We start from the raw sequence: 26,196 nt of genomic DNA, 5'->3' as shown, positions 1-26,196 counted from the left end.
GCACGAAATGAGTTTGGTAGTGGTTTGTATATAAATTAAAAAGGAGCTGGGGTTTAAATGGCAGAACATAAACAGCCAAACGTTATATTTATCATGAGTGACGATCATGCAGCACATGCGATGAGTTGTTACGACAGCAAAATTAATGAAACACCAAATCTTGATCGAATTGCAAATGAAGGAATGCGCTTTGATAACTGCTTTTGCACCAATTCTATTTGTGCACCAAGCAGGGCAGCAATTTTAACGGGATTATACAACCATAAAAATGGGGTCAAAACATTAGGCGATAAGTTTGATAGCCGCCAGCCAACTGTCCAAAAAATGATGAAAGAAAATGGTTACCAAACGGCATTAATCGGGAAATGGCATCTTGGTAATGGAGGAAACAGTGATCCAACTGGTTTTGACTATTGGAATGTGTTCCCGAATCAAGGTGAATATCACGATCCAGTAATGTATGACATGGGTGTAGAAAAGGTATTTAAAGGATATGCAACAGATATCGTTACAGATCTTTCCCTCAATTGGATGAAAAGTCGTGATAAAGACAAGCCATTTATGCTGATGTGCCATCATAAGGCACCACATCGTCCGTGGGATCCCGACGAGAAGCATATGCATCTGTATGAGGATGTTGATATTCCAGAACCTCCTACGTTCCATGATGATTACAGCAATAGAGCAGAAGCTGCAAAGGAAGCCAAGATGCGTATTGACCGAGACTTACGTGAGCGGGATGTAAAAGCAAAGCCACCTGAAGGATTATCTGCTGGGGAGCTAAAAAGCTGGTACTATCAGCGTTATATTAAGGATTATTTGCGCTGTGTAGCTTCAATTGATGATAATGTTGGCCGTATTTTAGACTACTTAGATGAAGAAGGGCTAGCAGAGGATACTATTATTGTTTATACATCTGATCAAGGATTTTTCCTCGGCGACCATGGTTGGTATGATAAACGTTTTATGTATGAGGAATCCTTAAGAATGCCATTTGTAATCCGCTATCCGAAAGCAATTAAAGCCGGATCGGTTACGAAGGATTTTGCATTAAATGTAGATTTCCCTGAAACATTCCTTGATTATGCTGGTATTGATATTCCAGATCATATGCAAGGCAGAAGCCTACGTCCAGTATTGGAGAACAATACGCCGGATGATTGGCAGACGTCCATGTACTATCGATATTGGGAGCATTTAAGTATCGAGCATCGTGTAGGAGCCCACTATGGCTTGCGTACACATGATTATAAATTGATTTACTATTACGGCGAAGCACTAGGCTCAGCAGATTCAATGGATGAACCAAGAACACCGGAATGGGAGCTATTTGATTTAAATAAAGACCCATATGAACTAAATAATGTTTATCATGATCCTGCTTATCAAGAAACTGTCACAACATTAAAGGAAGAGTTATACCGTCTAAAGGATCAAGTAGAGGATTATGAATAATAATAATGATTACGTTGGAAGAGGGGGAAGCCCCTTTTCCTCCAACGTAATTCCTCAATGGGGTAAAGTTGCTATATTTCACAATAGAAAACTTTCAAAAAATATTGACTTGAAAAAAATCGTCTGCTATAATGAAAACGCTTTTACAATTAGTTAATTAATCTAATTAAAAAGGATTAAATGAGAAAGGAGCAAATAAGACTAGGGTTTTTAACCATATAACATGAATAGTAATAGGGGGAAAATAGATGAAAAAGGCTAAGCGTTTACTTTTTGTATTTTTAATCGTTTTGATGGTTGGATTTTTAGCCGCTTGTGGTGGTAAAGGTAAAGAAAATGAGGATGGCATGGATGAAGAAGCGTTGGAAAATCTGAATGAAAAAGATCTTCCAATTGTCAAAGATGAAATTACATTGAAGTTTTTTACTGCAAAATCGGATATCAGCTCGAAGATAGATTGGAATAAACTGCCTGTTTGGGATAAGTACAAAGAGATGACTAATATCAATGTAGATTGGTCTGAGCAGGTGCATATGGATAGTTTAGCCGAAAAAAGAAACCTCGCACTAGGAGGTGGAAACATTCCTGATGCATTTTTTGCAGCGGATATCTCAAATACAGACTTATTTAAGTATGGGGAGCAAGGCACATTTATTAAACTAAATGATTTAATTGATAAATATGCCCCTAATCTGAAAAAAATTATGGAAGAGGATCCTAACATTAAAAAAGGGATGACTTTTCCAGACGGAAATATTTATTCAATGCCAGGTCTAAGGGATAATGATTTCTTATCCATTCGAATTGGTGCTCGTCCTTGGATTGATGAAACATGGTTAGAGAAGCTAGATATGGATATGCCTGAGACTACAGATGAGTTTTATGAATTTTTAAAAGCAGTTCAAGAATCAGACAGTGGCGTTGTACCATATAGCGGTGTAAATATTAATGATCTTATTTCATGGGTACGTGGCTCCTTCGGTTTAAATAATACAGGTGCAGATATGATTGATTTGGATCCAGATAGCGATGATTTGAGATTTGTTGCCGCATCTGACGAATATCGTCAAATGCTGGAGTATGTACACAAGCTGTATGACGAAAAACTAATTGAACAGAATATCTTTTCTATCGAGTGGGGTCAATATATGGCCAATGCTGGAGAAGGTAAATATGCAAGTACAGTATTCTATGATCCATCCTTAACCTTTAAAGGGGACAACTTTGTAAGTGCTTCCGCGTTAAAAGGGCCGAATGGCGATCAAATGTATACAGGTGTAATACCGCCTCTATTTAACAACGGACAGTTCGTTATTACGGATAAAAACCCAAATCCAGCAGCAACAGTGAGATGGATGGATTATTTCTACGGGGATGAAGGCGCGAGACTTATGTATATGGGGATTGAAGGTGAATCCTATACAGAGGAAAATGGTGAATTTAAATATGTAGATGAAATTGAAAATGCAGAGCATAGAGAGCAAGCGATGTCAGAATATGTACCTTGGGTCGGAGTAAACCCTCCAGGACTTGTGAAAAAGGATTACTTTACAGGATCCGAGGCTTCTGAAGCATCTCTAGAAGCAGCAGCAAAAATTGAACCTTATATTCCTGAAGAACTTTGGTCTAAGTTTACGTATACGAAAGATGAAAATAGATTTATGAATGCGACTGGAACCGACATTGAAAAGTATGTAAATGAAATGCGTGATAAATTTATTTCGGGCGATGAGTCGCTAGATGATACAAACTGGGAGCGTTACTTGAAGAATCTAAAGGATATGGGGTTAGAAGAATATATGGACGTACAAACAGAAGCATATAAACGATATAGCAGTAATTAATTCGCTGATCCCCCCTAACGCAGGGGGGATTTTGATTATTTATTCTCTTATTTGAATAATGAAAAAAGTAAAAGGGTGATCATATTGTCAACAAAGAATACACAACAATACATCAATACACTAAAAGAAATGGACCAGCTTTTTTATGATGCGGATTCCATGACGCTGGTATTGCCAGCTATTCGTGATGGGGAGGTAGTAGTTGCCGGAAGTAATGCATTGTCTATTATTGATTTAAATGGAAAGATATATATGCCATTACAAGATAAAACGGTAAAGGTTACCTTGAAGCTGACAAAAGAGGATTCTGAGGAAACGCAGGAATTTCATGTTTCCGTTACGGGGAAGTATTCAGATACCGGTGCAAATCCAAAACCAGCTGTTATTCCGGCCTTAGCGGAATGGTACGGTTTAAAAGGAAAGATGAAAATCACTGACGACACCGTTGTAGTGGTAAAAGATGAACGATTCACCGACGCGGCCGGTATGCTCATCCAGGATTTGCAAGCGATTGGGATTGAACTGGTAATGGGGCCGGATGACAAGCAGAAGCAAGCGATTGTATTTGCTTATGACGATCAGCAAGGCTATCAAAAGGAGGGCTATGGTCTTACGATTGAGAACAATCAAATTGTCATTCATGCTGCGGATCATGTGGGCGCTTTTTATGCGACAAGAACACTTCATCAAATGTTAAAGAACAACAAAGATCATCTGGTGGACAATGGATACGCACGAGATTATCCAAAATATCGAATTCGCGGATTCATGCTGGATGTAGGCCGTAAATTTACTAGCTTGAAGGGCCTCTACGACCTTATGCGGGCTATGAGCTATTATAAAATGAATGATTTTCAAATTCATTTAAATGATAATGCCATTTTCTTAGAGCATTTTAAAGATGCTTCCGAAGCTTTGAAGCATGCTTATACAGGCTTTCGACTGGAATCGGATTTACAAGGAAATGGGTACACGCTAACCTCCACGGATGCTTTTTATACAAAGGATGAATTTAGAACATTTATTGCCGATGCTAAAAAATATGGCGTAACCATTGTGCCGGAATTCGATACACCTGGGCATGCGATGTCCTTTGTGAAAATCAGACCAGACCTCATGTACCCTGGAAGTATTGTCAATGATAAGATTGACCAAGAACGTGCTGCGATGCTTGATTTAGGTAATAAAGAGACATTGCCGTTCATCCAATCAATGTATAATGAATATTTGGATGGTGATGACCCTGTTATAGGTGATGTTCCAGTTCATATCGGAAGTGATGAATACTACGGAGAGGCGGAGGTTTATCGTAAATATGTCGATGAGCTGCTTCGGTTTATTAGGGATGATAAAAAACGGACAGCAAGGGTGTGGGGAAGCCTTTCTATTAAAAAAGGAGACACACCGATTACCGCAAAAGGCATTCAAATGGATGTATGGAATACAAATTGGGCCGAACCTCAAGACATGCTGGAACAAGGATTTGACATCATTCACATCGAGGATCATCAGGTGTATATGGTTCCGGGAGCTGATTATTATCAGGATTATCTGGATACGAAAAAACTGTTCACAGCGTATGAGCCAAATAAATTTAACAATGGGACGGTCATTGATGAATCACATCCACAACTGCTGGGGGCAGGCTTTGCATTATGGAATGATCAGATAGATGCGCTTGAAAATGGCATTACCAGCTATGATATGTTTGATCGAATATTGGATGCCTTGCCTATTTTGGCACAAAAAATATGGGGCACTAAGATGACGCTAACCTATGATGCGTTTCGAAAGCTAAGTAAAGCCTTGGAGCATATGCCGCAAACCAATTTACGTTATACCGTACCATCAGTAACTCAAACGATTGTCGCATATGATTTTTCCAAAGGGACAAAGGATGATAGCGGCAATTTATATCATGTGAAAAAGGAGTTTAATGCAAGCTTGGAGGATGGTGTGAGATTTAATGGCATCGATAGCTATTTGGAAACACCGTTAACATCTGTCGGTCCTAATGTAACGCTGGAAGTGGAGCTCGTATTAGACCAAGTTGACACACAGCAAATATTATTAGAGGCAGATAATGGTGGCACGATTCATGTTGTAAATGAACAAGGAAAGATTGGCTACACGTATGAAAATAATACGTATACCTTTGATTATCAAATGGTTCCTTTACAGAAGACGAAGCTTACATTTATCACCAGCTTACATCAAACAAGACTATTGGTAGATGGTAAGGAAGTACCAGTAACACAGGAAACGGCCAAGCCATTCCAAACATTCCCGCTCCCTGTTCAACGAATTGGTGGGATGCATCAAACAATCGATGGTGTTGTGAAAACGTTCAAGCTATTTAAATCTTTGTAACATAAAGTTTTTATTGAGATTTGAACCATTGCCTGATACGATAGTTAAGCGTAAAATTGGACGTGGAGGTGTGAACGGATGACAGATGAGAAAAAGAAAAGCTGTTGTGCAGCAGGTAGATCAGAAGTAACGCAACCGACAACGAATGCTGCAGCGATAACCAAGCGTCAAACCAATTCAAACGTTCAGCCAATAGAACATGAAATGGTATATATACCAGGTGGTAGTTACTTGATGGGCACCAATTATAAACAAGGCTTTCCAGCAGATGGGGAAGGACCGATACATAAAGTAGAGGTGAAGCCATTTTATATAGATGTTCATACAGTAACTAATAAACAATTTCAAACTTTTATTGACGCAACTGGATATGTTACAGAAGCGGAGCGGTTTGGTTGGTCATTTGTATTTCATCTGCTCGTAAGTCCTGAAACGAAGAAAAAAGTAGTTCAACGGGTACAACAAACCCCATGGTGGTTTGTCGTGGAAGGCGCTTATTGGAAGCAACCGGAAGGACCGGATTCAAGTATTGAAAATCGCCTGGATCACCCGGTTGTTCATGTCTCGTGGAATGATGCACTAGCCTATTGTGAATGGGCCGGAAAAAGATTGCCAACAGAAGCAGAATGGGAATTTGCAGCACGAGGTGGACTGGAGCAAAAGATGTATCCATGGGGAGATGAATTGACTCCAGATGGTGAACATTACTGCAATATTTGGCAAGGGACATTTCCGAATGAAAATACGGCAGAAGATGGCTTTATTGGCACAGCACCAGCCAAAAGTTTTCCTGAAAACGGATTTGGACTGTATAATGTGGCGGGAAATGTGTGGGAATGGTGTTCGGATTGGTTCGCAACGAATATTCATAAGCGTGGAGGCAAGCAAAATCCGCAAGGCCCAGACACAGGCAAGTCACGCGTGATGCGGGGCGGATCTTATTTATGCCACTATTCTTATTGTAATCGTTATCGTGTAGCAGCAAGAACATCCAATACTCCTGATAGTTCTACGGGGAATATTGGCTTTCGCTGTGTAAGAGATCCAGAATAAATGTAAAGACGAGTTAGGTAAATACTAGAATCAAATGAGGCATGTAATTCATGTATCGAATTGCTCCTTGTTTGATTCTTTTTTTATGGGAAGCTCTATATTTTAAATCAATTATTCGTCCTATTTTTCATAGATAGGAAAAAAGTCACAAATTTATCATAGAATGGCTTGATAAAAACGGTTGTTTTGGCTTAAAATGGAGTAGATTAACAGAAGCGGTTGTCGAAGTATGGGGAAAATGAGAGACATTCCATGTTTTTTGGTAATCATGCGTAAGTCGGGAAACATGGAAGAAGATGGGAGAATAGAAATGTCTAGGAAAACGTCAAGAAAAAAAGGCCGCAAAAAGTGGCTATGGATTGTACTGGGGATCATATTGGTATTTGTGCTGGCAGTGGGGGGATATGCATATTCCATCTATCATAATACGAAAACAACCTTGAATGAGAAAATGCATGAACCAGTAAATTCAATTGATATTGAAGTTACTAAGAAAAAAGTCAAAGATGCGCAGTCATTGAATATTTTACTATTGGGTGTCGATGCGCGCGGTAATGATAGGGGGAGATCAGATGCCCTCATGGTACTGACATTGAATCCGAAGCTGGAAACGATGCAATTAATTAGTATTCCGCGTGATACCCGAACAGAAATTGTAGGTAAAGGAATTCAGGATAAAATCAACCATGCTTATGCTTTTGGTGGAACCGAAATGGCCATTGAAACGGTAGAAAACTTGTTGGATATCGAGCTGGATTATTATGTTCGTATGAATATGGAAGGCTTTCAGGAGCTTGTAGACCAGCTAGGTACGATTACCGTCTACAATGATATTGCTTGGAGCGACGGCAAATATGACTTCGGTTTTGGGCCGACAGAGATGGACGGCGATAAGACGTTAGCATTTGTGCGCATGCGTAAGCAGGACCCGAGTGGTGACTTCGGTAGAACGAAGCGTCAGCGTCAGGTTATTCAAGGAATTGTAAATAAAGGTGCCTCTGTTGGTTCTGTAACGAAGATTAACGGATTAATCGATGTGCTTGGAAATAATATGGCAACTAATTTAGACTTTGAAGACATGAAAAAACTGATTAAAGATTATAAAGGTGCTAGAAAGAACTTTGTCGATTATCAGTTAAAAGGAACTGGTACGAAAATCGATGGCATCTATTATATGCAAGTGGACGATACGGAATTGCAAAAAGTCCGCGACATGATTAAAGAAATGGAATCTTAATACTGATAAATGGTGAGGCTGTGCATAACTAGTCTTTTACCATGAAAAAACGGTCAAGTTTATCCCGAATAGATAATCATGATCGTTTTTTTAAATAAATTTGTTGAGGTGATGGGAGCTGGCAGTATATTTTCTTTAATTTACTGCCAATTAGGCAAATCCTGGTCCATTTTTATAAGGAGCACCTTCAGTTACGGCATAGGTACTTTCATTTTACCGGAGCGTGCTCTTTTCGTATGTCTATATTTTACTAAAGTGGAATAGATTTATGGAGCGACGAAGTTGAGCAAATTAAATGAACAGGAGTACCATACAATACATTTACTGAAACTCTTTTTGTTGTCCCTCACCGGTTTTTGTCCCAACACTATCTTTTTGAGTTGTAAATGCTGCATGATTATGTATAATTTGGTTTAAATAAACAAAGGGACGGGGAGCGACTTCATGTCTATCGATATAAGAAGATGCAGGTTTCAAGACTTACCAACACTTCGAAAGATTAGTATAGAAACATTTCAAAGTACTTTTGAAGATCAAAATACAACTGAAAATATGGAGGCTTATGTCAATCAAGCCTTTCATCATAACCAATTGGAAAAAGAATTATCCAATCCCCATTCACAATTCTATTTTATCTATTTTCATCGTGAAATTGCCGGATATTTGAAAATCAACATAAATGAAGCGCAGTCTGAGAAAATGGGCGATTACTCACTGGAGATTGAAAGACTATATATAAGAAATACATATCATAGACGAGGGCTTGGTAAACAATTACTAGATTTTACTTATGACGTTGCAAAAGATTATCATAAAAAGAAGATTTGGCTTGGGGTTTGGGAAAAGAATGATTCTGCAATCCTATTCTATATGAGATGTGGTTTTATTCAAACAGGCGAGCACGTATTCATGATGGGAGATGAGAAACAGATGGATTTTATAATGACCAAATATCTTGAAAACGAGTGAGAGGTGGATTGTATATGTATATTCCGTCACGTTTTAAGGTCACAGATGCTGCGGAAATAGCAGGGTTTATACAAGAAAATTCCTTTGGTACAATCATTACAATAGAAGATGGTAAGCCAATTGCGACACATATACCGATGCAATTTCATCAGAAGCATGAAGCTTCCTATATTACTGGACATTTTGCTATTGCCAATCCACAATGGAAAACAATGAAGAACGGGAAGGAAAAGGTACTTGTTATTTTTCAAGGTCCACACGCTTATATTTCCTCAACATGGTATCAGCATGAAAATGTGCCGACCTGGAATTATCAAGCCATTCATGTTTATGGCATGCCCCGAATTTTAAATGACCAGGAGCTTGAAGAAGATCTAACAGCATTACTTGAAAAATATGAGCGACACCGAAGCCCAGCAGTATTATGGGAAAACATGTCTTCAGAAACTAAAAAGCAAATCAAAGGTATTGTTGGATTTGAAATCAAGATAGAAGAAATTCAAGCTGCTTATAAATTAAGTCAAAATCGAAACGAGGTAGATTATCAACAGATCATCCAGCAATTGAAACAGGAAAATAATCCAAACGCAGCGCAAATTGCACAACAAATGGAAAAGAAGAAGAATGATAGAAGGTAGGCCATCAATTATCACAGATTCACTGGCTGTAAGACAAGAAGTGTAAGTGGGGTTCAACAGCCAGTAAAGGCTTGATTGGTTCAACTAACAATCAGTGGGGGAAGTGCAAAACCTCCACTAATTGAAGTTTCACCCTATGTTATGGTTAATTTGGAATAAGTGAAAATGGTTTTGATAGAAATGATTATATAATAAATGGAGGCTTGGGGGATTTGCAACAGATTGATTTTGTCATTTTTGATATGGATGGTTTACTGTTTGATACGGAACGAATTGGTTTTCGGGCGATGGAGAAGTCCATGGTACAAATAGGTATGCCATTCACATTGGATACATATAAGCTGTTAATTGGAGCAGGAAAAAATGAAGATGAACGGATTATGCAGGAAGTTTATGGGCCGGAATTTTCCATGAAGCGTATTGTGGAGCATTCCCGCACAGAGCGGAATCGAATCATTGAGTCGGAAGGGATTCGTGTGATGCCTGGTGTGCAGGAATTATTGGACAAATTGGATGAGAAGGGTCTGAAACGGTGTATTGCTTCTTCCAGTTCCATCGACACGATAGCATATTATTTAGAATTGACAGATCTGAAGGAGCGTTTTGATTTTTACATTAGTGGAGATGAGGTTCCACGTGGCAAGCCTGAGCCGGATATCTTTTTGGAAGCGTGCAGACGGGGAAAAGCCGACCCAGCTTCGAGCCTTGTATTAGAGGATTCATTAAATGGACTGCGCGCAGCAAAACGTGCAGGAATCAAATGTGTGCTCATTCCAGATTTGGTTGATCCAAATGAAGAAATGAAAACGAATGCCTTTCAAATGCATCATAGTTTACTAGACTTGGTTGAACAGCTAGGTTAACAATAAGCCAATTGATTATATACACAGTATAGGTCAATTGGCTTTTAATATGTTTCATCGTCGTAGATAAAAATAAAAATACCTGGAACCCAAGCTATATGAAATAGGAAGATTACTCCTTAAAACTTTCAAACTACCTATTAATAGTATATATTTAGAATTGACTGAATCATGTGACGAAAAAGTGATTCAGGATGAATAGAATAGGGGGGGTTCCATTGCGGAAACAATTAGTAACCAAAGTATTTAGTACGGTGATGGCAGTCATGCTAATGATTGGTATGGTTTTACCAACCATGACATATGCGCAAGCGAAGGATTTGAATAAACATTCCGATGCACAGTCGCATATGCTGGATGCTGTCCAAAAACAGGAAGCTTTTCAAAAGCAGAAGCCCTATCTGCATACGGAATTACAAGGTTTAAAGGGTGATAAGCAGATAGAGGTAATCGTTCACCTTTCGGAAAATCCGGTTGCATTGGAAAAAGCCAAAAAGCTAACGAACCAGCTGCAATTCACAAGGGCAGATGAACAGCGAGCTTTGAAAAAGGTTTCTAAACAGCAGGTTACATTTCTGCAAAAGCTAAAGACAAGCAATATTCAGGCGAATAAAGGCTATAGCTTTACCCATGTATTGAATGGTGTCGCTTTATCGTTGCAGGAAAAGGATGTAGAAACGCTGTTAAATTTACCTGGTGTGATACATGTGGAACCAGATGCAGAAATGATTGCATCAGAGGTCACAAATGCTTCTCATCAACCGAAAGCTTCTATGAAAACGAGTATTTCCCATTTAGGAATCGAAGAGTTATGGGAGCAAGGGCTGGAAGGACAAGGTGTTAAGGTTGGTGTAATAGATTCCGGTATCGATTATCAGCATCCGGAGTTTGCAGATGTGTATAAGGGGGGAAGAATTATGTCGTGCATGATGGTAATTATTTAAATCCGAGAGCGGATGATGATCCGTATGAAACCTCACCGAAAGATCGTCCAGATCATATGTCGCCAGTAGATGCACGTGGCAACACCTATGAAACATCTCATGGAACACATGTGGCTGGCACCATTGCGGCAAAAGGTGACAATCCATATGGTATCAAAGGACTTGCACCAAAAGTGGACTTATATGCCTATCGTGTTCTTGGTGCGTATGGATCAGGGAATATGTCTTGGGTCGTAAAAGGAATTGAGGATGCTGTCACGGATGGAATGGATGTTATCAATCTATCTCTTGGGGCATCCAGTACCTCATCAACAACGGCTGATGCATTAGCGATTAATCATGCAATGCTTGCAGGAGTTGTGTCCGTTATCTCAAGTGGTAATTCCGGACCAGATCGGAAAACAGTTAGTTCTCCGGGGACTGCCTCCCTTGGTATAACAGTAGGGAATACAACAAATCCGGAAATCATTAAGGAAAGTGACGTAACCATCCAGGCTGGAGCGTATGATCGTACCGTTCATCTGGCATTAATGGGTTGGAAATATGGAGAAGAGCCAGAAGAAGTGTTAGCAGGTGAACTGGATGTCATCGCCATTCCTGGTGTAGGGAATCCAGACGACTTTGCAGGGCTGGATGTGAAAGGAAAGATTGCCCTCATCGCTCGCGGCGAAATTCCATTTGTAGATAAAATTGCTGCTGCCAAAGATGCTGGTGCTTTGGGAACGCTCATTCATAATGCTGAAGATGGTTCGAATGCGCCAGGGGTATCAGATGTGTACTTAGGTGATTCATTCGCATATATTCCATCCTATGATATGTCCTACACCGATGGTCAAGCATTACGCGAAGCATTAGCTGCAAATGGCGGTGAAGGAACGGTTTCATTTCATGATTTTTCGTCATCTGAAACAACAGGTGATGTGATGAATGACAGTAGCTCACGTGGGCCAAGTGATTTTAATCTGGACATTAAACCGGATGTGTCTGCACCAGGTACGAATATTATGTCATCTGTTGCAGCGTATCAAAAGGATTTCCCAGATGCGACCTATACAGAATCCTATGAGCGTTATACTGGAACAAGTATGGCAGCCCCGCATATAGCTGGTATTGCCGCATTGCTCGTTCAGAAAAATAACGATTGGTCCGCTTTTGATGTGAAAGTCGCTTTATCAAATACTGCTAAAGTTTTGGATACGAAACAATTTGATGTGTATGACCAAGGTGCTGGAAGAGTAAATCCAGTTCAGGCAGTAGCTGCGGAAGCACGTGCCTATCATGTAAAGAGCGAAGTGATCAATGGAACAGACTACTCAGGAGCAAGAGGTACCGTTTCGTTTGGAGCGCTTCAGGTATCCAACAGCGAAGAACTCGTGCATCGTGAATCGATTACAATTGAAAATTTACGAAGTGAAGCAGCTACGTATACGGTGGAAGTGGAAGTAACGGATCGTCCAACTGGAGATATGGCTGGTGTACAAGTGACTGCAGACCAAACAGAAATTCGGTTGACGGACGAAGCAAGCTTTGCACTTCAGGTGAAGGTACCTGCTGGTAAAGCGGACCGAAATGATGAAGTCCTTGGTTTTGTTCATATTAGTAATGGCACGACTGTACTTACTCTACCATTTGCGGCAGGATTGGGTGAACAAACCGTAGAAGGTATAAAATCAATGGCATTGGAAGGCTATCATATTTCGCCAAATGGTGATGGCAAGTCTGACACAACCAATGCAGTATTTGAATTTCATGATATGCAATTTATAAGTTTACTTTATTTCTGGGATGCACTTGATCCAGAAGGTGGTCTTGATGGAGACGGCACAGCTGGGGATATATGGCAAGAGGTAGGTGTTGAGGCCGGTCAACATAAGGTTGAAATATCTAACACCATTCTGGACCCAGCGGATAATTCGAAAACAAAAACCATTCCAGACGGGGTTTATACAGTAGATCTTGTTACTTTAACCTATGAATCCAATGAACTTTACGCAGAATATGATGGACCGCTTTTCATTGTATCTGAAGCACCGGAAATTACCCTGGAAAATAAAACAAAGCAGGACGGCGTGATAAGCGGCTCAGTTGCTAGTAAATATTTTGAATTTAAAGAGCCGTTGGATAGATTACATCCGAATCTTGGCTATGATCCACTTGATTATTTGGATACGAGCTATGTGTTAAATAATCTTCAAACCAATAAAAAAGAAACTGGATCACTAACCATTCAGCAAGATGGTACATTCGAATTGCCTGTTACAAAGGCTGGCGATTATGCATTGGAGGTAAAGGTCACAGATGCAGCACAAAATAGTGGTACTGCTACGGTAGATTTTCAGATAAATGGTGATTTAACCATGAAATACCTCACTCCTGGGCAGGATGTCTATGCAGTTGCTGGTGATCAAGTTAAGATTTCCTTCTATAGTGATTATTATGGTGGTGACGCATCGTATTCCGTATTGGTTCCGAATGCAAAAGCTGCTGATCGTGTATCTGCTAATATGAAGGAAGTGAATCCAGGTTATTATGAGGCAATCTGGACGGTACCAAATAATGTGAAATTGGAAGGGGCCGAAATTCAGGTTGAACTGAAAAGCAAGGAAGGAAAGAAAGTAACGAATAAAACAAAAGGAAAGCTCTACATTTATCCGGAAGCAATAGAGCGGTTATCTGGTTATTTACGTTATGACACAGCTGTTGAAGTGAGTAAAGAAGGTTGGGCTTCTGCAGATACAGTTATTCTTGCAAGAGGAGACGATTATGCAGATGCGTTGGCTGGTGTGCCTTTAGCATATGAACTGGATGCGCCAATTCTATTGACGGCCAATAACAAGCTAGTGGAACAGGCTGAAAAAGAAATCAAACGTCTGAAGCCAAAGAAAATTATCTTACTTGGTGGAGAAAATGCGCTTAGCAATCATGTAGAGAAAGCTGCGAAAAAGCTCGCAAACACAGAACGGATTCAAGGGAATAACCGTGTTGAAACAGCAGTAAAAATTGCTGGAAAAATGAAGCCAAATCAAGCTGGGAAAGCAGTGGTCGTTAATGGTTATGACTTCCCAGATGCCATGTCTGTAGCGGCACATGCTGCAAAGGAAGGCTTGCCGATTTTACTTACCCAAGCGAAGAAGCTATCGGCAGGAACGAAGCAAGCGATTCAAGATTTAAATGTGAAGCAAACAATCCTTGTTGGTGGCGAAAAAGTTGTGGCACCAAATGTTGCCAAGCAGTTACCCAATACGAAGCGACTAGAGGGTTCTGACCGTTATGGAACCAATATTGAGGTTGCGAAACATTTCGGTGTGAAGAGTAAGAGCTTGTATGTGGCAACTGGCATGGAATTTGCAGATGCTCTAACAAGCGCTGTACTGGCAGCGAAGAAGGATAGTGCGATCATCCTCGTACACAGAAAGGTACCGGCTTTAACAGCAGATTATTTGAAGCGTTACAATACGAAGCACTTAACGGTGCTAGGTGGACCAGTTGCAGTGGATGAAACAGTCTATGAAGCATTGCGAAAAATAGTTAAATAACTATGGAAAAAGCGTTCTCAGGGCGGGAACGCTTTTTCTGATGATAGGCTTTGCGCTACATATGGTTTAGAAAAATTCAATCCAAATTTTGATTGCTGTTGATAGAATGAGTATAGCAAGGATACCTTGTAAGATTTTTGTATTCATTTTTTTACCAGTATTTGCACCTAGTGGGGCTGCAACAAGGCTAGCAATAATCATAATAGCTGCTGGACCATACAATACTTGACCGGTTACAACCTTGCCAAAGGTAGATCCGATGGAAGATAGAAAGGTAATTGCAAGGGAAGAGGCGATTGTCACACGTGTAGGGATTTTTAAAAGTACGAGCATAATGGGAACCAATAAAAATGCTCCTGCCGCACCGACAATTCCAGAACCAATACCTACGATAAAGGCACTACATGCCGCAAGTGGAACATGAAAGTTCAGATCGCCCTCGCCCTGGTCGTCAACTTCTTTCTTCGGTATGAACATCATGACAGCTGCAATGGTTGCCATGATAGCATAGACGAAATTGATGACATCGTCACCAAGATAATCTGATCCGAATCCACCAATAAAGCTTCCAATGAGGACGGAGATCCCCATAGTTAGTATAAGCCGTTTATTTAAATATCCGCCTTTTCGGAATGCCCAGACACCACCAATTGTCGCGAAAAAAACTTGTACTGCCGAGATGCCCGCGACTTCCGCGGCTGTTAGCATACCAACACCTAGTAGGGGTGGAATATATAATAAAAGTGGATATTTAATGATAGAGCCACCGATTCCAACCATGCCAGAAAGGAAAGAGCCAATAAAACCAATTAAAAATAATACAATCATATAATCCAATGCCAATTTTATCACCTGTTTCTATACGATGACTTCATGAAGTAAGTGGAAACAAGAACAGCTGGGCAAGAACCCAGCCGCCGTTGTTCACGATGTAGAAGGAAAGAATGGCGTAAATATCTTACTTTATCACAGATTAACTGGCTGTAAGCCCCCATCGATTGAAGGTTCACTTTATCACTGGATACTTTTCCTTTGTCCAGGCTAAATATCCACCTTTTACATTCTTCACATCTTTTATGCCGTTAGCTTGCATTATGCTTGCAGCAATAGCAGATCTTGCACCGGATCGGCAGTGTACAACATACTGTTTATCCTTTGGCAAAGCTTGCAGTTGATCCTTTAATGTTCCAAGCATGTGGTGTGTAGTTCCTTTGATTCGCCCACCATCCCATTCTGATTGATTGCGGACATCGATGACTTGATAGGAACTGTCGGTTAGTAATGCACGTAGTTCTGCCACGGAAATCTCCTCATAGCTTTCCAAGTTTGACGTATCCGCTAAGGCAACTTGTGGTTCCATAAATGCAATGATTTGATCCAAACCAATCGAGGACAAGCTCCGTCGAATATTTTCAATATCAGCCTGTGGAGCAAGAAGTACAATATCCGTATCATAATCCAAAATCCAACCTGCCCAATTCGTAAAGGATGAATTGAATGGGATATTGATCGATCCAGCATAATGCTCCGTACCAAATAACTGTGCATGTCTGGTGTCTAATAAAACGGCATCCTGCATATAGTCGGTTAATTCAGAAGCGTGTTCCAGTTGTTTAATTGGTCTATTATCAGTTAGGGCTGGTCCTTCTTTGTTTAATTTCTTCATCATCGCAAAATAACGTGGTGGCTCGGGTTGTCCGGAAAGCAATGTATCGATAAATTCTTGCTCGTCTTTTGTTGTAAATGCCCAATTGTTGATTTTTTCGTAACCGATAGTTGACATAGGGACAGCGCCAAGTGATTTACCACAAGCACTGCCAGCGCCATGTGCAGGCCATACTTGAAGGAAATCTGGGAGCTCCTTAAACCTTTGAATGGATTGATACATTTGGCTAGCCCCGATTTTTGCAGTATTGGCGATGCCAACTGCTTTTTCAAGCAAATCTGGTCGACCGACATCTCCGACAAACACAAAATCCCCAGTAAAAACCCCCATCGGCGCTGTAGACCCAGAACCATGATCGGTCAAAATAAACGAGATACTCTCTGGCGTATGTCCTGGTGTGTGCATCACTTCAAATTCAATCCGTCCAATGTTAAAAGTATCCCTATCCTTTAAAAGGCTGTGGGCATAAGGAGCGACATATTCATATTTCCAATTTTTATCTCCTTCATCAGATAGATAGAGCTTCGCAGCAAAACGTTCAGCGATTTCCCTTGCTCCGGATAAATAATCTGCATGAATATGCGTTTCAGCAGCTGCTATAATGGTTAATCCTTCCTGTTTGGCTACCCGTTCATATGGTGCAATATCACGTGCTGGGTCCATTACGATTGCTTCACCTGTACGTTGACAGCCAACTAAATAAGACATCTGTGCTAAATTTTCATCGAAAAATGATCGAAAAAACATGTTTACTCCTCCATTGATTGTGTTCTATTTTGAATGACTTGTAATAGTGTTTCCACGTAATGAAAACCTTTTTGAATTGTTGGATCCTTTAGTAGTCGATACATCCTATATAAGGAGATGGATGCGTTGTCTTGGTTATTTCTAAAGCGTTGATTGGTTTCCTGAATCACTTCGGCAGTTTCCTGTATGGGGACAACATCATTTAACCCATTGAGTGTATACTCGATAGATTGTTGATCACCTAAAAAGTCAGTTGCAAAAGCAATAATTTCATCTAAGCGCTTCATCATTGGTACAAGAGATGGCAGCAGTTGTACGATTTGTAATAATGCATCGAGATGGGCTTGATTGATATGAAGTTGTTCGACTTTTTGCTCCACTTCATTGCCAAGCTGATGTAACGATTCTTTATCCTGCATCATGCTTGTTAGAAAGGATAGCTTGTCCTCCATGGATTGTATGGCGTTCGTGAATTCAGGCAGCTTTTGGACAAGATAGTAAAGAGAGTCCATTTGTTCTTTATTTTCTAATGCTTGGATAATATGATCTAAGCTGGCTTGATGATTTGTGGTTTCCATCCATGTTCCTCCCCGTAATGTAAGTATATTTCTTGTTCACTTCCAACTGTTTTACGTGGCTTCGCTTCCGAATCAGACGGCCTACATGACCAGAGTAGTTCCAGTACAGGTTGGGATTACGGCTAATTGTATTCATCTATTAATAGCCATTTCTAGCTAATTGCTACATGGTTCCTTTTAGCATGCCATTCCAATACATGATAGGTAATAGATTTTTCTTTACTAGATACATGCTCATTCGTTCCTTGGATTGATCTATCGGAAAGGTTTCAGCAGGAATATTATCATAGGTGAATTCTGCCATAATAAGACGATTAACCCCTGTCACGAGTGGACATGACGTGTAACCATTATATTTGTGCTGAAGTGGTTGTCCGTTCATCGCTGCCAATAAATTATTTGCTGCAACAGGAGCTTGCTGTCGAATAGCTGCACCAGTCTTAGAGGTTGGCAGACTTGCACAATCCCCTGCACTGAAAATATTAGTATAGCTTGTATGCTGTAAAGTATATGGATCTACATCAACCCAGCCATCCGAGTTTGCTAGAGAACTGGAGGCAATAAAAGCTGGTGCGCCCATAGGTGGAGTGACATGAATCATGTCGTATGATTCGGTCGTTTGGTCCCCTGTTTCAATATGCTGAAATGTGGCTGTTTTTTGTTCTCCATCTATTTCGACCAAGTCCATTAAATAACTAGCTTTGATTGCCTTTCTGGTAATAACCTGTTCAAGTGTTTTTGCATAACGAGGTACCGCAAAAATACTTCCTGTACCTGAGTAAAATTGTATTGTTGTTTTGTCCTTGATTCCTGCTTTTGCAAAGGCATCATCTGCCAAATACATAATTTTCTGGGGTGCACCTCCGCATTTTATTGGAGTGCTAGGCTGTGTGAAAATAGCATTTCCGCCTCGGAAGTTTTGGATGTTTTTCCATGTATCTTCCACCGAATCTGCAGAGTAGTTTGTTGAAACACCATCTGTAGTTAGCGCCTCACGAAGTCCTTTTACTTGATTCCATTTGATTTCAATACCAGCAGCGACTACCAAATATTCATATTGCAATGTAGTTCCTTTGTCAGTGATTACGCAGTTTTCATCTGGATGGAATGCTTGTACTGCTTCCTTGATCCAGGTGACATCATGGGGCATGACAGATGCTTGGGTTCTTCTTGAATCTGCTAATTGCGATTGACCACCACCAACGAGTGTCCATAGTGGCTGATAGTAATGAACCTCTGCGGGATCGATTAATGTGATCTGATTTTTTAAATAAGGTGCTTTACGAAGTAGTCGTGATGCGATAGAGATACCTGCCGAACCTGCTCCAACAATAACCACTTTAGAACTGTTAACTTCAGTCAATGTATTGCCTCCTCTTATTTGATGACGCTTTCACATTTACTACTTTCACATATGACGGATACGGAACTGCTATCTACGTTTGTATCAACAAATCGGTATGCGCAAAGGCATGTCCATTCACTATTCATACTATCATAAGGATAATCGGAGCAGTCATAGGGATTTGCTATGGGGTATAAAGAAAAAAACAGACCATGGAGCGTGTCTGTTTTCCGTTAGAAAGTATTATTTTGAATGAAATCAGTCAGTAGGCGAATGCTATCTCGAGGTATTCGTTCATGCCGTTTCACAATCCATAAGTCTCTGGATATTTGACATGAAGCGATGGGAACTTCTTTGATGACACCAAGCTTTAATTCGTGTGCTACGGAGAGTTTTGGAACGATACCGATTCCTAATCCGGATTCGACAGCACTTTTAATTGCCTATGTGCTGCCGAGTGTTAATGTGGATGACATTCGCTCTAAAATGCCATGCTGCTGGAATAGATTTTCTAATATTTTTCGTGCTCCGGCATCTTTTTCCCGCCAAATGAAGCATGCTTGTAATATATCTTCTATATGTATCTTTATTCGATTGTTCCATGGATGGTTAACGGGAACAATTAAAATTAATTCATCTGTAGCAAATTGCTGGATTTGAAATTCTTTATTTGTGACCATGCCTTCGACGAGTGCGATATCGATATCGTGATTTTCCATGCTAGCCATAATATGTGGCGTACTGCCTATTTTTAAACTGAAGTCAATATGCGGCTCCAGCTTTTTAAATTTCCCAAGCATTTGCGGGAGGTAATATTCACCAATCGTTAAACTGGCCCCAATCCGTAATGTTTCCTGATAAGCTGTATAGAGCTGTTTGACCTCTTCCTCGCTGCGTCGAAAGCAGGATAATATCTCTTTTGCATATGGGTAAAGCACCGTTCCAGCTTCAGAAGCGGTAAGTTTGCCTTGGGTTCGGTCGAATAAGGGAATACCATAATGATTTTCTAATTGTTGAATTTTACTTGTAACTGCAGGCTGTGAAACGTAATTTAGACGTGCGACCTGGCTAATACTTCCTTCTTCTATGACTTGGCAGAACATGTTTAAATTATCTATATGCATACCTTTGATTACCTCCAGGCTTCATTTCCAATATTTTAATGCGAAAGACTTCCATTCCCTCTATTTATCCAGATTAATTGGCTGTAAGCCCCCCAATTCAAGCATTTTTGTTGATAACAAGAATTGTAAGCGAAAAACCCACTAAGAGAAGTTTTACTTTATTATACCCCAACTGCCGTATTGGTGAAGTTCTTCACCTGTTTCCTGGATATTCTATCGATTTTTTAGAAAAATACTTCATTTGTTGCTGATTTTTGCCGATAACAAAAATAGGTCTATTTGCCTGCAGCTATTTAAGAACACAAATCCCTATCCTGGAGAGGTCGTGCACACCAAATCAGAATAGGGAGAAGGTATACAGATTGTGAGCATATTTTTATGTGAACAATTCTACATTAATTGCTGCATAATAAACATCGAATTGGGGATATCAACATGAAGAAATGGTTTCAGTTTAATAGTATTCGCAAAAAAATAATTACTGGATTTTCCCTTGTATTAGCATTGGTCATTGTACTTGGTGTACTAGTTACACTTGCATTCCAGGAAATCACAGAGAAGTCCGAAGATATGGTGGAGCAGCAGTTGCCGCTATTGATTGCGGATGAAAATTTGACAATGAATATACTTGAAATCAATTCCTTGGCACGAGGATATATTTTATACAATGAGACAGGTCTAAAGGATCAATTTTTTACAGCTATAGAAGCCGGTGACGTGTACGAGGAAAATATATTAAAGGTAACAGATTCAGAAAAGGCCAAATCCCTTATTGAACAAAAGGGAAGCTGGGAGCAGTATATAATAGAAGCCGTAGAAACGTTTTCGGAAGGGCATACGAATGAAGCGAAGAAGCTCATGAAGGAATCAAATGCAGCCGCTAATGAAATTATTGATGGGATTAAACAAATGGCTGCAGAACGTGAAGAAATTATTATGGATTCTGGTGAAGATACGCTGTTTGTCAGTTCCAATGCCATGATTTTTCTAATGGCTATTATGGCTTTGGTAATTATTGCTAGTATTATCGTAACATTTATTACCTCGCGTTCTATCTCCAAACCAATTGTTGCCGTGCGTGACCGGATGAATCAGATGGCTGAAGGCGATTTAAGTCAGGAACCGATGGAAACCCGTACGAAAGATGAGATTTCTCATCTTATTGAAGCAATGAATACGATGAGTGATAAAAATCGTCATATGCTGCAACGGATATTAGAACTGTCTGAAACGGTTTCCAGTCATAGTGAAGAGCTTACACAGTCTGCTGGTGAAGTGAAGTCCGGCACAGAGCAAGTAGCGATTACGATGGAAGAACTCGCAACAGGAGCGGAAACTCAAGCGAATAGTGCCAGTGATTTAACTTCTATTATGGGAGTATTTACAGAAAAAGTAGAAATGGCGAATGAAAATGGTAACCGAATTGAGGAGAACTCATTAAAGGTTCTCGATATGACTGCGGAAGGAAGAGAGCGAATGGATTCTTCAACCGCACAAATGGAAAAAATAAACACGATTGTGAAGGAATCCGTTGAACAAATGCAGCTGCTGGACCAGCAATCCCAGGAAATTTCCAAGCTGGTTTCAGTGATTCGAGATATTGCAGACCAGACCAATTTACTTGCATTGAATGCAGCGATTGAAGCGGCACGTGCTGGTGAACATGGCAAAGGGTTTGCTGTTGTCGCAGATGAAGTAAGGAAGCTTGCTGAACAAGTCGGACTTTCGGTGAATGATATTACGGGCATTGTTACCTCAATTCAGGATGAATCAAGTACGGTTGCTGCTTCTTTGAAAAATGGTTTTGCGGAAGTGGAAGCTGGAACGGAACAAATACAGGCTACTGGTACAACCTTCCATCAAATAAGCAATGCTGTTACGGAAATGGTGAATAATATTAAAAAGGTTTCAGAAGGGCTAACAGAAATTGTTTCGAATAGCCAGGAAATGAATGGCTCCATTGAAGAAATCGCATCCGTTTCTGAAGAGGCAGCTGCAGGTGTCGAGCAAACAGCTGCATCCGCACAGCAATCAAGCGGTTCGATGGAGGAAGTGGCAGCAAGTGCTGGTCAATTGGCAGAGATGGCTGAAGAATTGAACGTACTTGTTGGTCAATTTAAGCTTTGATTCGCAGAGATTTTTGGAACAGGAGGCAAGCGAATGGGATTGAACCGTTCATCAAAAAACAAAGATATTGTTTTTCACCATGTTTTTCAGCCGATTGTGCATTTGGCGAGTCAAACATTGCATGGATACGAAGCATTACTTCGTGCAGAACAGTTTCCAAGTCCAGTCGAGTTCTTTCATCATGCAAGAAAGCATCATTTATTATTTGAATTAGATATGGAATCAATAGACCAAGCACTGGATACAAATTGGAATATTCCAGAAGGTCAATTCTTATATATAAATATTTTCCCTTCGACCATCGTTCATCCGACGTTTTTAACACGCGTTCAACAGATGAGCAGTAAGGCAAAAATCAGTCCATCACAGGTCGTGCTGGAAATAAACGAAGGGGAAACGATTGAAAGCTTCCAAGCATTAAAAGGACAGCTGGAAATTTTACGTCAGGAAGGTTTTCGAATAGCGCTCGATGATGTCGGAAAAGGAAAATATCCGCTCCTTACCATTGTTGAATTGGGGCCAGATATTATTAAATTTGACCGATATTTTGCAAAAAACTTCGTAGACTCTAGCATAAATCAAGCTTATATTGAAAAAATGTTGCATGAACTTGGGGATCAGTATCAAGTTGTGCTGGAAGGATTGGAAACAGCGGAAGATATCGAAGTAGCAAAACAAATTGGGGTTGAGTTGGGACAAGGCTATTACCTTGGTCGGCCATTGCCGTTGGAGCAGCATGGCTAAATATAAAAAGATCAGTAGAGGATCATCCCCTGCTGATCTTTTTTGTTGGCATGCATTTGAACGATGCCACATGATTTTCCGATAAGCTGCTTTATAGCAGATTAGCAATTTGCTGCTGTAAAAAAAGAATATGATCCGGCTGAATCGTGTGTGTGGCAGCCTTGTTTTTCTTAATTTCACCACATGTTTGACATTGGTGAATGATTTGGTAGCCTTTTTTATTGGAATAGTCCAGTCCAATTGGTTCCATTAACCCTTTACAGTTATTGCTTCTATCACCTGGTTGGTTATCTAAATGCTTCGAATACAGGCAGAAGGGACAATGGTTTCGGTAGCTGCCGTTTGTTAGTGGTAATACGTGCTGATCACAATGCTCACATTGAAATGCTGTGTTTTCTAGTCGTCTACTCATTTGCTTTCCTCCAAATCGTTTTATGAACGATGGAGAAAAGGGTTCTGTTCGCTTTTCTGCCTGCAAAAAAGGCAGCTTCAGGCTTTCCATGGAAGGGATTGATTCACCGTTTTGTTTTCAAAACGATTACTTCTTGTTCCGACTTCACAAAGGCATTTTCCATCCTTTGATCCGAACCCCGATTGGTTTTAAATGTCGTTTCCGTTTTTGTGCCAACCACTGTGAGGCGGAAGCTACTCCACCTCCCACAAGTACATGTTCACATGAATCACTGACAGTGGCATCATCCCCTAGAAAGCAATGTGTAAACGTTTAACATGTTTTCTAATGATAATCACTCCTGAATTTTTTCAAACTATAGAACAACTCCATATTACCACAGATTAACTGGCTGTAAGCCCTCCACCTCAAGAATTTTGTTGAAAACAAGCATAGTAAGTGGTGGATCAACAGCCAGTAAAGGCCTGATTGGTTCAACTAACAATCAGTGGGGGAAATGCGAAGACCCCCACTGATTGAAGTTTCACTTTATCACAGATTAACTGGCTGTAAGCCCCTCACCTCAATAATTTTGTTGAAAACAAGCATTGTAAGTGGTGGATCAACAGCCAGTAAAGGCCTGAGTGTTTGAGGTTTCACTTTATGATATATGCTGCCGTTCATTTTTTCAATAATAAAAAACCCGCCACTTCAGGAGTGACGGGTTATGTATCTGTATCAAGCTGGTAACGTGGAAGGACCAGCACTTCCACACGACGATTTTTTCTGCGATTTTCTTCGCTGGTGTTAGGGACGATTGGCTGAAATTCACCATAGCCTTTCGCACTGAATTTCGTCGGGTCAAGCTTGTCATTATTTAGCACAAGACTCATGAAGTTAACTGCTCTAGCAACGCTAAGCTCCCAGTTGGATGCAAATTCATGGTTGTGCATGGGGCGATCATCGGCATGTCCACTGACAATCACTTGCAGCGGTGGATCATTATTTAACAGCTTCGCAATGGCATGGGCAATATCTTCACCACCGCTTTTGACAATAGCACTACCTGAGTCAAAAGTGACATCATTGGAAATGGTAATGAGCAAGCCTTCGTCTGTCAGCTTCGTTCCCAGTACATCACTTAGGCCTTGTTCATGAATATATTGATTAATGTCTGCCTGAACCTGCTTCAGATTTTCAAGGCTTTCTGCATAAATTTTTTCTGAATCTTCTTCTTCTGATTCTTTTTTGTCTGGAACATCTAAAGAATCTGGTTCTTCCAGCATATCATCCTCAGGGCTTTCGACATTCATATCTTTACTTTCCAAAATGCCATCTCCACTTGATGAGAATTCACTCTTAAATACTTCGGATAGTTCTTTGTATTTCTTGACATCGACTTCACTCATGGCAAATAAAACGATAAACAATGCCAAGAGCAAGGTTAGTAAATCAGCATAGGGGAGGAGCCATGATTCATCAATATGCAATTTTTTCTTTGTTTTTCTATTCCTCATTTGACTTTTCCCCAAGCATGGCTGCTTCGCGTGCGGTCAGATGTGAACTTAGCTTGTCTTTTACAACAATTGGAGAATCACCACTAGCAATTGACAGGATTCCCTCAATCATTAATTCCATACGATGAACCTCACGTTTAGATTTTTCACTGAGCTTATTTGCGAAAGGGTGCCAAAGCACATATCCGGTAAAAATTCCAAATAATGTTGCCATGAAGGCCGCAGATATGGCGGTCCCTAATACATTCATGTCCTCCAGATTTCCAAGTGCAGCAATCAAACCAATTACCGCTCCGAGTACACCGAGTGTTGGTGCATAGGTTCCAGCCTGTGAAAATAAGGCAATACCTTCTGCATGTCGCTTTTCCATGGCGTCTACCTTTTCAAGCATTACTTCCCGAATAAACTCCGGTGTCTGACCATCAATTGCAAATTGTAGGCCGGAGTTGAGGAAGGGATCGTCTGATTCTTGAATCTTTGTTTCTAATGCTAGTAATCCTTCACGTCTCGTTAACTCTGTCCAGTCTGTAAACTGTTCGATTAATTCGCGGAGATCCTGTTGTTGTTGATTAAAGAAAATAATCTTTAATAATGCTGGTACCTTTTTTACCGTTTGCCATGGGAAGGCAATACAAATGGATGCAGCCGTTCCGACAAAGATGATCAACAGAGCCGCTGGATTAAATAATGCACTGAAAGCAACCCCCTTCAGCACCATCCCTACTAAAACAGCTACTAATCCGAGCACGATTCCTACTAAAGTTGTTTTATCCATTTTGAACCTCCATCCATATCGCCAATCTTTGCATTGGAGAATAAACATCTATCATTGACTGTCATATCAGTTGAAACACTTGGATAATAAACGGCATACTACGGTTTATTTATTTCCAATTATTAGTTTCACTAATTTACCTGAACAGCCTCTCTCATTATTTATCGGTTATGCAGTCAAAAAATAAAGGATAACTAAAAAATGTTTGTTGAAAAAATGGTGAAATACCAGTTTGTACAAGAAAGTGTTGGAATCCCAGTTTTTTGCAAGCTC

General features: G+C 40.3%; 19 protein-coding genes, 1 pseudogene and 1 other annotated feature. Of the genes and pseudogenes, 12 read left to right on the top strand and 8 right to left on the bottom strand.

What is annotated here, in order from left to right; translation table 11 throughout:
- Positions 1-57: 57 nt before the first annotated feature.
- The 10 genes from DX933_RS09605 (at position 58) to DX933_RS09560 (ending at position 14,909) form a co-directional block, all read left to right on the top strand.
- Entirely contained in the window at positions 58-1,455 is a 1,398-nt protein-coding gene (locus DX933_RS09605; protein WP_123316216.1) for a sulfatase family protein, read from the top strand.
- A 248-nt stretch (positions 1,456-1,703) separates the two neighbouring features.
- The gene (locus tag DX933_RS09600) at positions 1,704-3,299 is read left to right on the top strand and encodes a type 2 periplasmic-binding domain-containing protein (RefSeq protein ID WP_123316215.1); all 1,596 of its coding nucleotides are present in this window, start codon (positions 1,704-1,706) and stop codon (positions 3,297-3,299) included.
- An 84-nt stretch (positions 3,300-3,383) separates the two neighbouring features.
- Positions 3,384-5,669 (top strand): family 20 glycosylhydrolase, encoded by a 2,286-nt coding sequence (locus DX933_RS09595; RefSeq protein WP_123316214.1) that lies wholly within the window; start codon positions 3,384-3,386, stop codon positions 5,667-5,669.
- Positions 5,670-5,747: 78 nt separating this feature from the next.
- Positions 5,748-6,722, top strand: coding sequence for a formylglycine-generating enzyme family protein (locus DX933_RS09590; protein WP_123316213.1), 975 nt, complete (start codon positions 5,748-5,750; stop codon positions 6,720-6,722).
- 310 nt (positions 6,723-7,032) lie between these two features.
- Positions 7,033-7,959, top strand: a complete 927-nt coding sequence (locus DX933_RS09585) for an LCP family glycopolymer transferase (RefSeq protein ID WP_123316212.1) — start codon at positions 7,033-7,035, stop codon at positions 7,957-7,959.
- Positions 7,960-8,403: 444 nt separating this feature from the next.
- Complete coding sequence (locus DX933_RS09580; RefSeq protein ID WP_123316211.1) at positions 8,404-8,928, top strand: GNAT family N-acetyltransferase; 525 nt, start codon at positions 8,404-8,406, stop codon at positions 8,926-8,928.
- Positions 8,929-8,942: 14 nt separating this feature from the next.
- Positions 8,943-9,566, top strand: coding sequence for an FMN-binding negative transcriptional regulator (locus DX933_RS09575; protein WP_123316210.1), 624 nt, complete (start codon positions 8,943-8,945; stop codon positions 9,564-9,566).
- Positions 9,567-9,778: 212 nt separating this feature from the next.
- Positions 9,779-10,429, top strand: a complete 651-nt coding sequence (locus tag DX933_RS09570) for an HAD family hydrolase (protein ID WP_123316209.1) — start codon at positions 9,779-9,781, stop codon at positions 10,427-10,429.
- 218 nt (positions 10,430-10,647) lie between these two features.
- Complete coding sequence (locus tag DX933_RS09565; protein WP_190279477.1) at positions 10,648-11,373, top strand: protease inhibitor I9 family protein; 726 nt, start codon at positions 10,648-10,650, stop codon at positions 11,371-11,373.
- Positions 11,352-14,909 (top strand): cell wall-binding repeat-containing protein, encoded by a 3,558-nt coding sequence (locus tag DX933_RS09560; protein ID WP_123316207.1) that lies wholly within the window; start codon positions 11,352-11,354, stop codon positions 14,907-14,909. The genes DX933_RS09565 and DX933_RS09560 overlap by 22 nt, the downstream gene beginning before the upstream one ends.
- 66 nt (positions 14,910-14,975) lie before the next feature.
- Here DX933_RS09560 and DX933_RS09555 read toward each other — a convergent pair whose 3' ends face one another.
- The 5 genes and pseudogenes from DX933_RS09555 to DX933_RS09530 form a co-directional block, all read right to left on the bottom strand.
- Positions 14,976-15,737, bottom strand: a complete 762-nt coding sequence (locus DX933_RS09555) for a sulfite exporter TauE/SafE family protein (protein ID WP_397316332.1) — start codon at positions 15,735-15,737, stop codon at positions 14,976-14,978.
- Between the two features lie 178 nt (positions 15,738-15,915).
- Entirely contained in the window at positions 15,916-17,322 is a 1,407-nt protein-coding gene (locus DX933_RS09550) for an MBL fold metallo-hydrolase (protein WP_123316206.1), read from the bottom strand.
- A gap of 2 nt (positions 17,323-17,324) precedes the next feature.
- Positions 17,325-17,900, bottom strand: a complete 576-nt coding sequence (locus DX933_RS09545; RefSeq protein ID WP_123316205.1) for a hypothetical protein — start codon at positions 17,898-17,900, stop codon at positions 17,325-17,327.
- Between the two features lie 163 nt (positions 17,901-18,063).
- Positions 18,064-19,263, bottom strand: a complete 1,200-nt coding sequence (locus DX933_RS09540; protein WP_123316204.1) for an FAD/NAD(P)-binding oxidoreductase — start codon at positions 19,261-19,263, stop codon at positions 18,064-18,066.
- A 215-nt stretch (positions 19,264-19,478) separates the two neighbouring features.
- A pseudogene (locus DX933_RS09530) lies at positions 19,479-20,348 on the bottom strand (LysR family transcriptional regulator).
- 456 nt (positions 20,349-20,804) lie between these two features.
- Between DX933_RS09530 and DX933_RS09525 the strand changes: the two are divergent.
- Both DX933_RS09525 and DX933_RS09520 read left to right on the top strand, forming a co-directional pair.
- The gene (locus DX933_RS09525; RefSeq protein ID WP_123316202.1) at positions 20,805-22,496 is read left to right on the top strand and encodes a methyl-accepting chemotaxis protein; all 1,692 of its coding nucleotides are present in this window, start codon (positions 20,805-20,807) and stop codon (positions 22,494-22,496) included.
- A 33-nt stretch (positions 22,497-22,529) separates the two neighbouring features.
- A complete protein-coding gene (locus tag DX933_RS09520) occupies positions 22,530-23,240 on the top strand; it encodes an EAL domain-containing protein (RefSeq protein ID WP_123316201.1) in 711 nt (236 codons plus the stop codon).
- 91 nt (positions 23,241-23,331) lie between these two features.
- Here the strand turns inward: DX933_RS09520 and DX933_RS09515 are convergent, their stop codons facing one another.
- From DX933_RS09515 to motA, 3 genes are all read right to left on the bottom strand, one after another.
- The gene (locus tag DX933_RS09515) at positions 23,332-23,652 is read right to left on the bottom strand and encodes an RNHCP domain-containing protein (RefSeq protein WP_123316200.1); all 321 of its coding nucleotides are present in this window, start codon (positions 23,650-23,652) and stop codon (positions 23,332-23,334) included.
- Positions 23,653-23,737: 85 nt separating this feature from the next.
- Positions 23,738-23,925: a sequence feature (16S ribosomal RNA rRNA prediction is too short), on the bottom strand.
- A 431-nt stretch (positions 23,926-24,356) separates the two neighbouring features.
- Positions 24,357-25,148, bottom strand: a complete 792-nt coding sequence (gene motB, locus DX933_RS09510) for a flagellar motor protein MotB (RefSeq protein WP_123316199.1) — start codon at positions 25,146-25,148, stop codon at positions 24,357-24,359.
- On the bottom strand, positions 25,138-25,923 hold the full coding sequence (motA, locus tag DX933_RS09505) for a flagellar motor stator protein MotA (protein ID WP_123316198.1): 786 nt from the start codon (positions 25,921-25,923) through the stop codon (positions 25,138-25,140). Before motA ends, motB begins: the two co-directional genes overlap by 11 nt.
- Positions 25,924-26,196 lie beyond the last annotated feature (273 nt).

The sequence above is a fragment of the Ornithinibacillus gellani genome (assembly GCF_003730295.1).
GTDB classification, from domain to species: Bacteria; Bacillota; Bacilli; order Bacillales; family Amphibacillaceae; genus Ornithinibacillus_A; species Ornithinibacillus_A gellani.
This window is presented reverse-complemented; position numbering and strand designations above follow the sequence as displayed.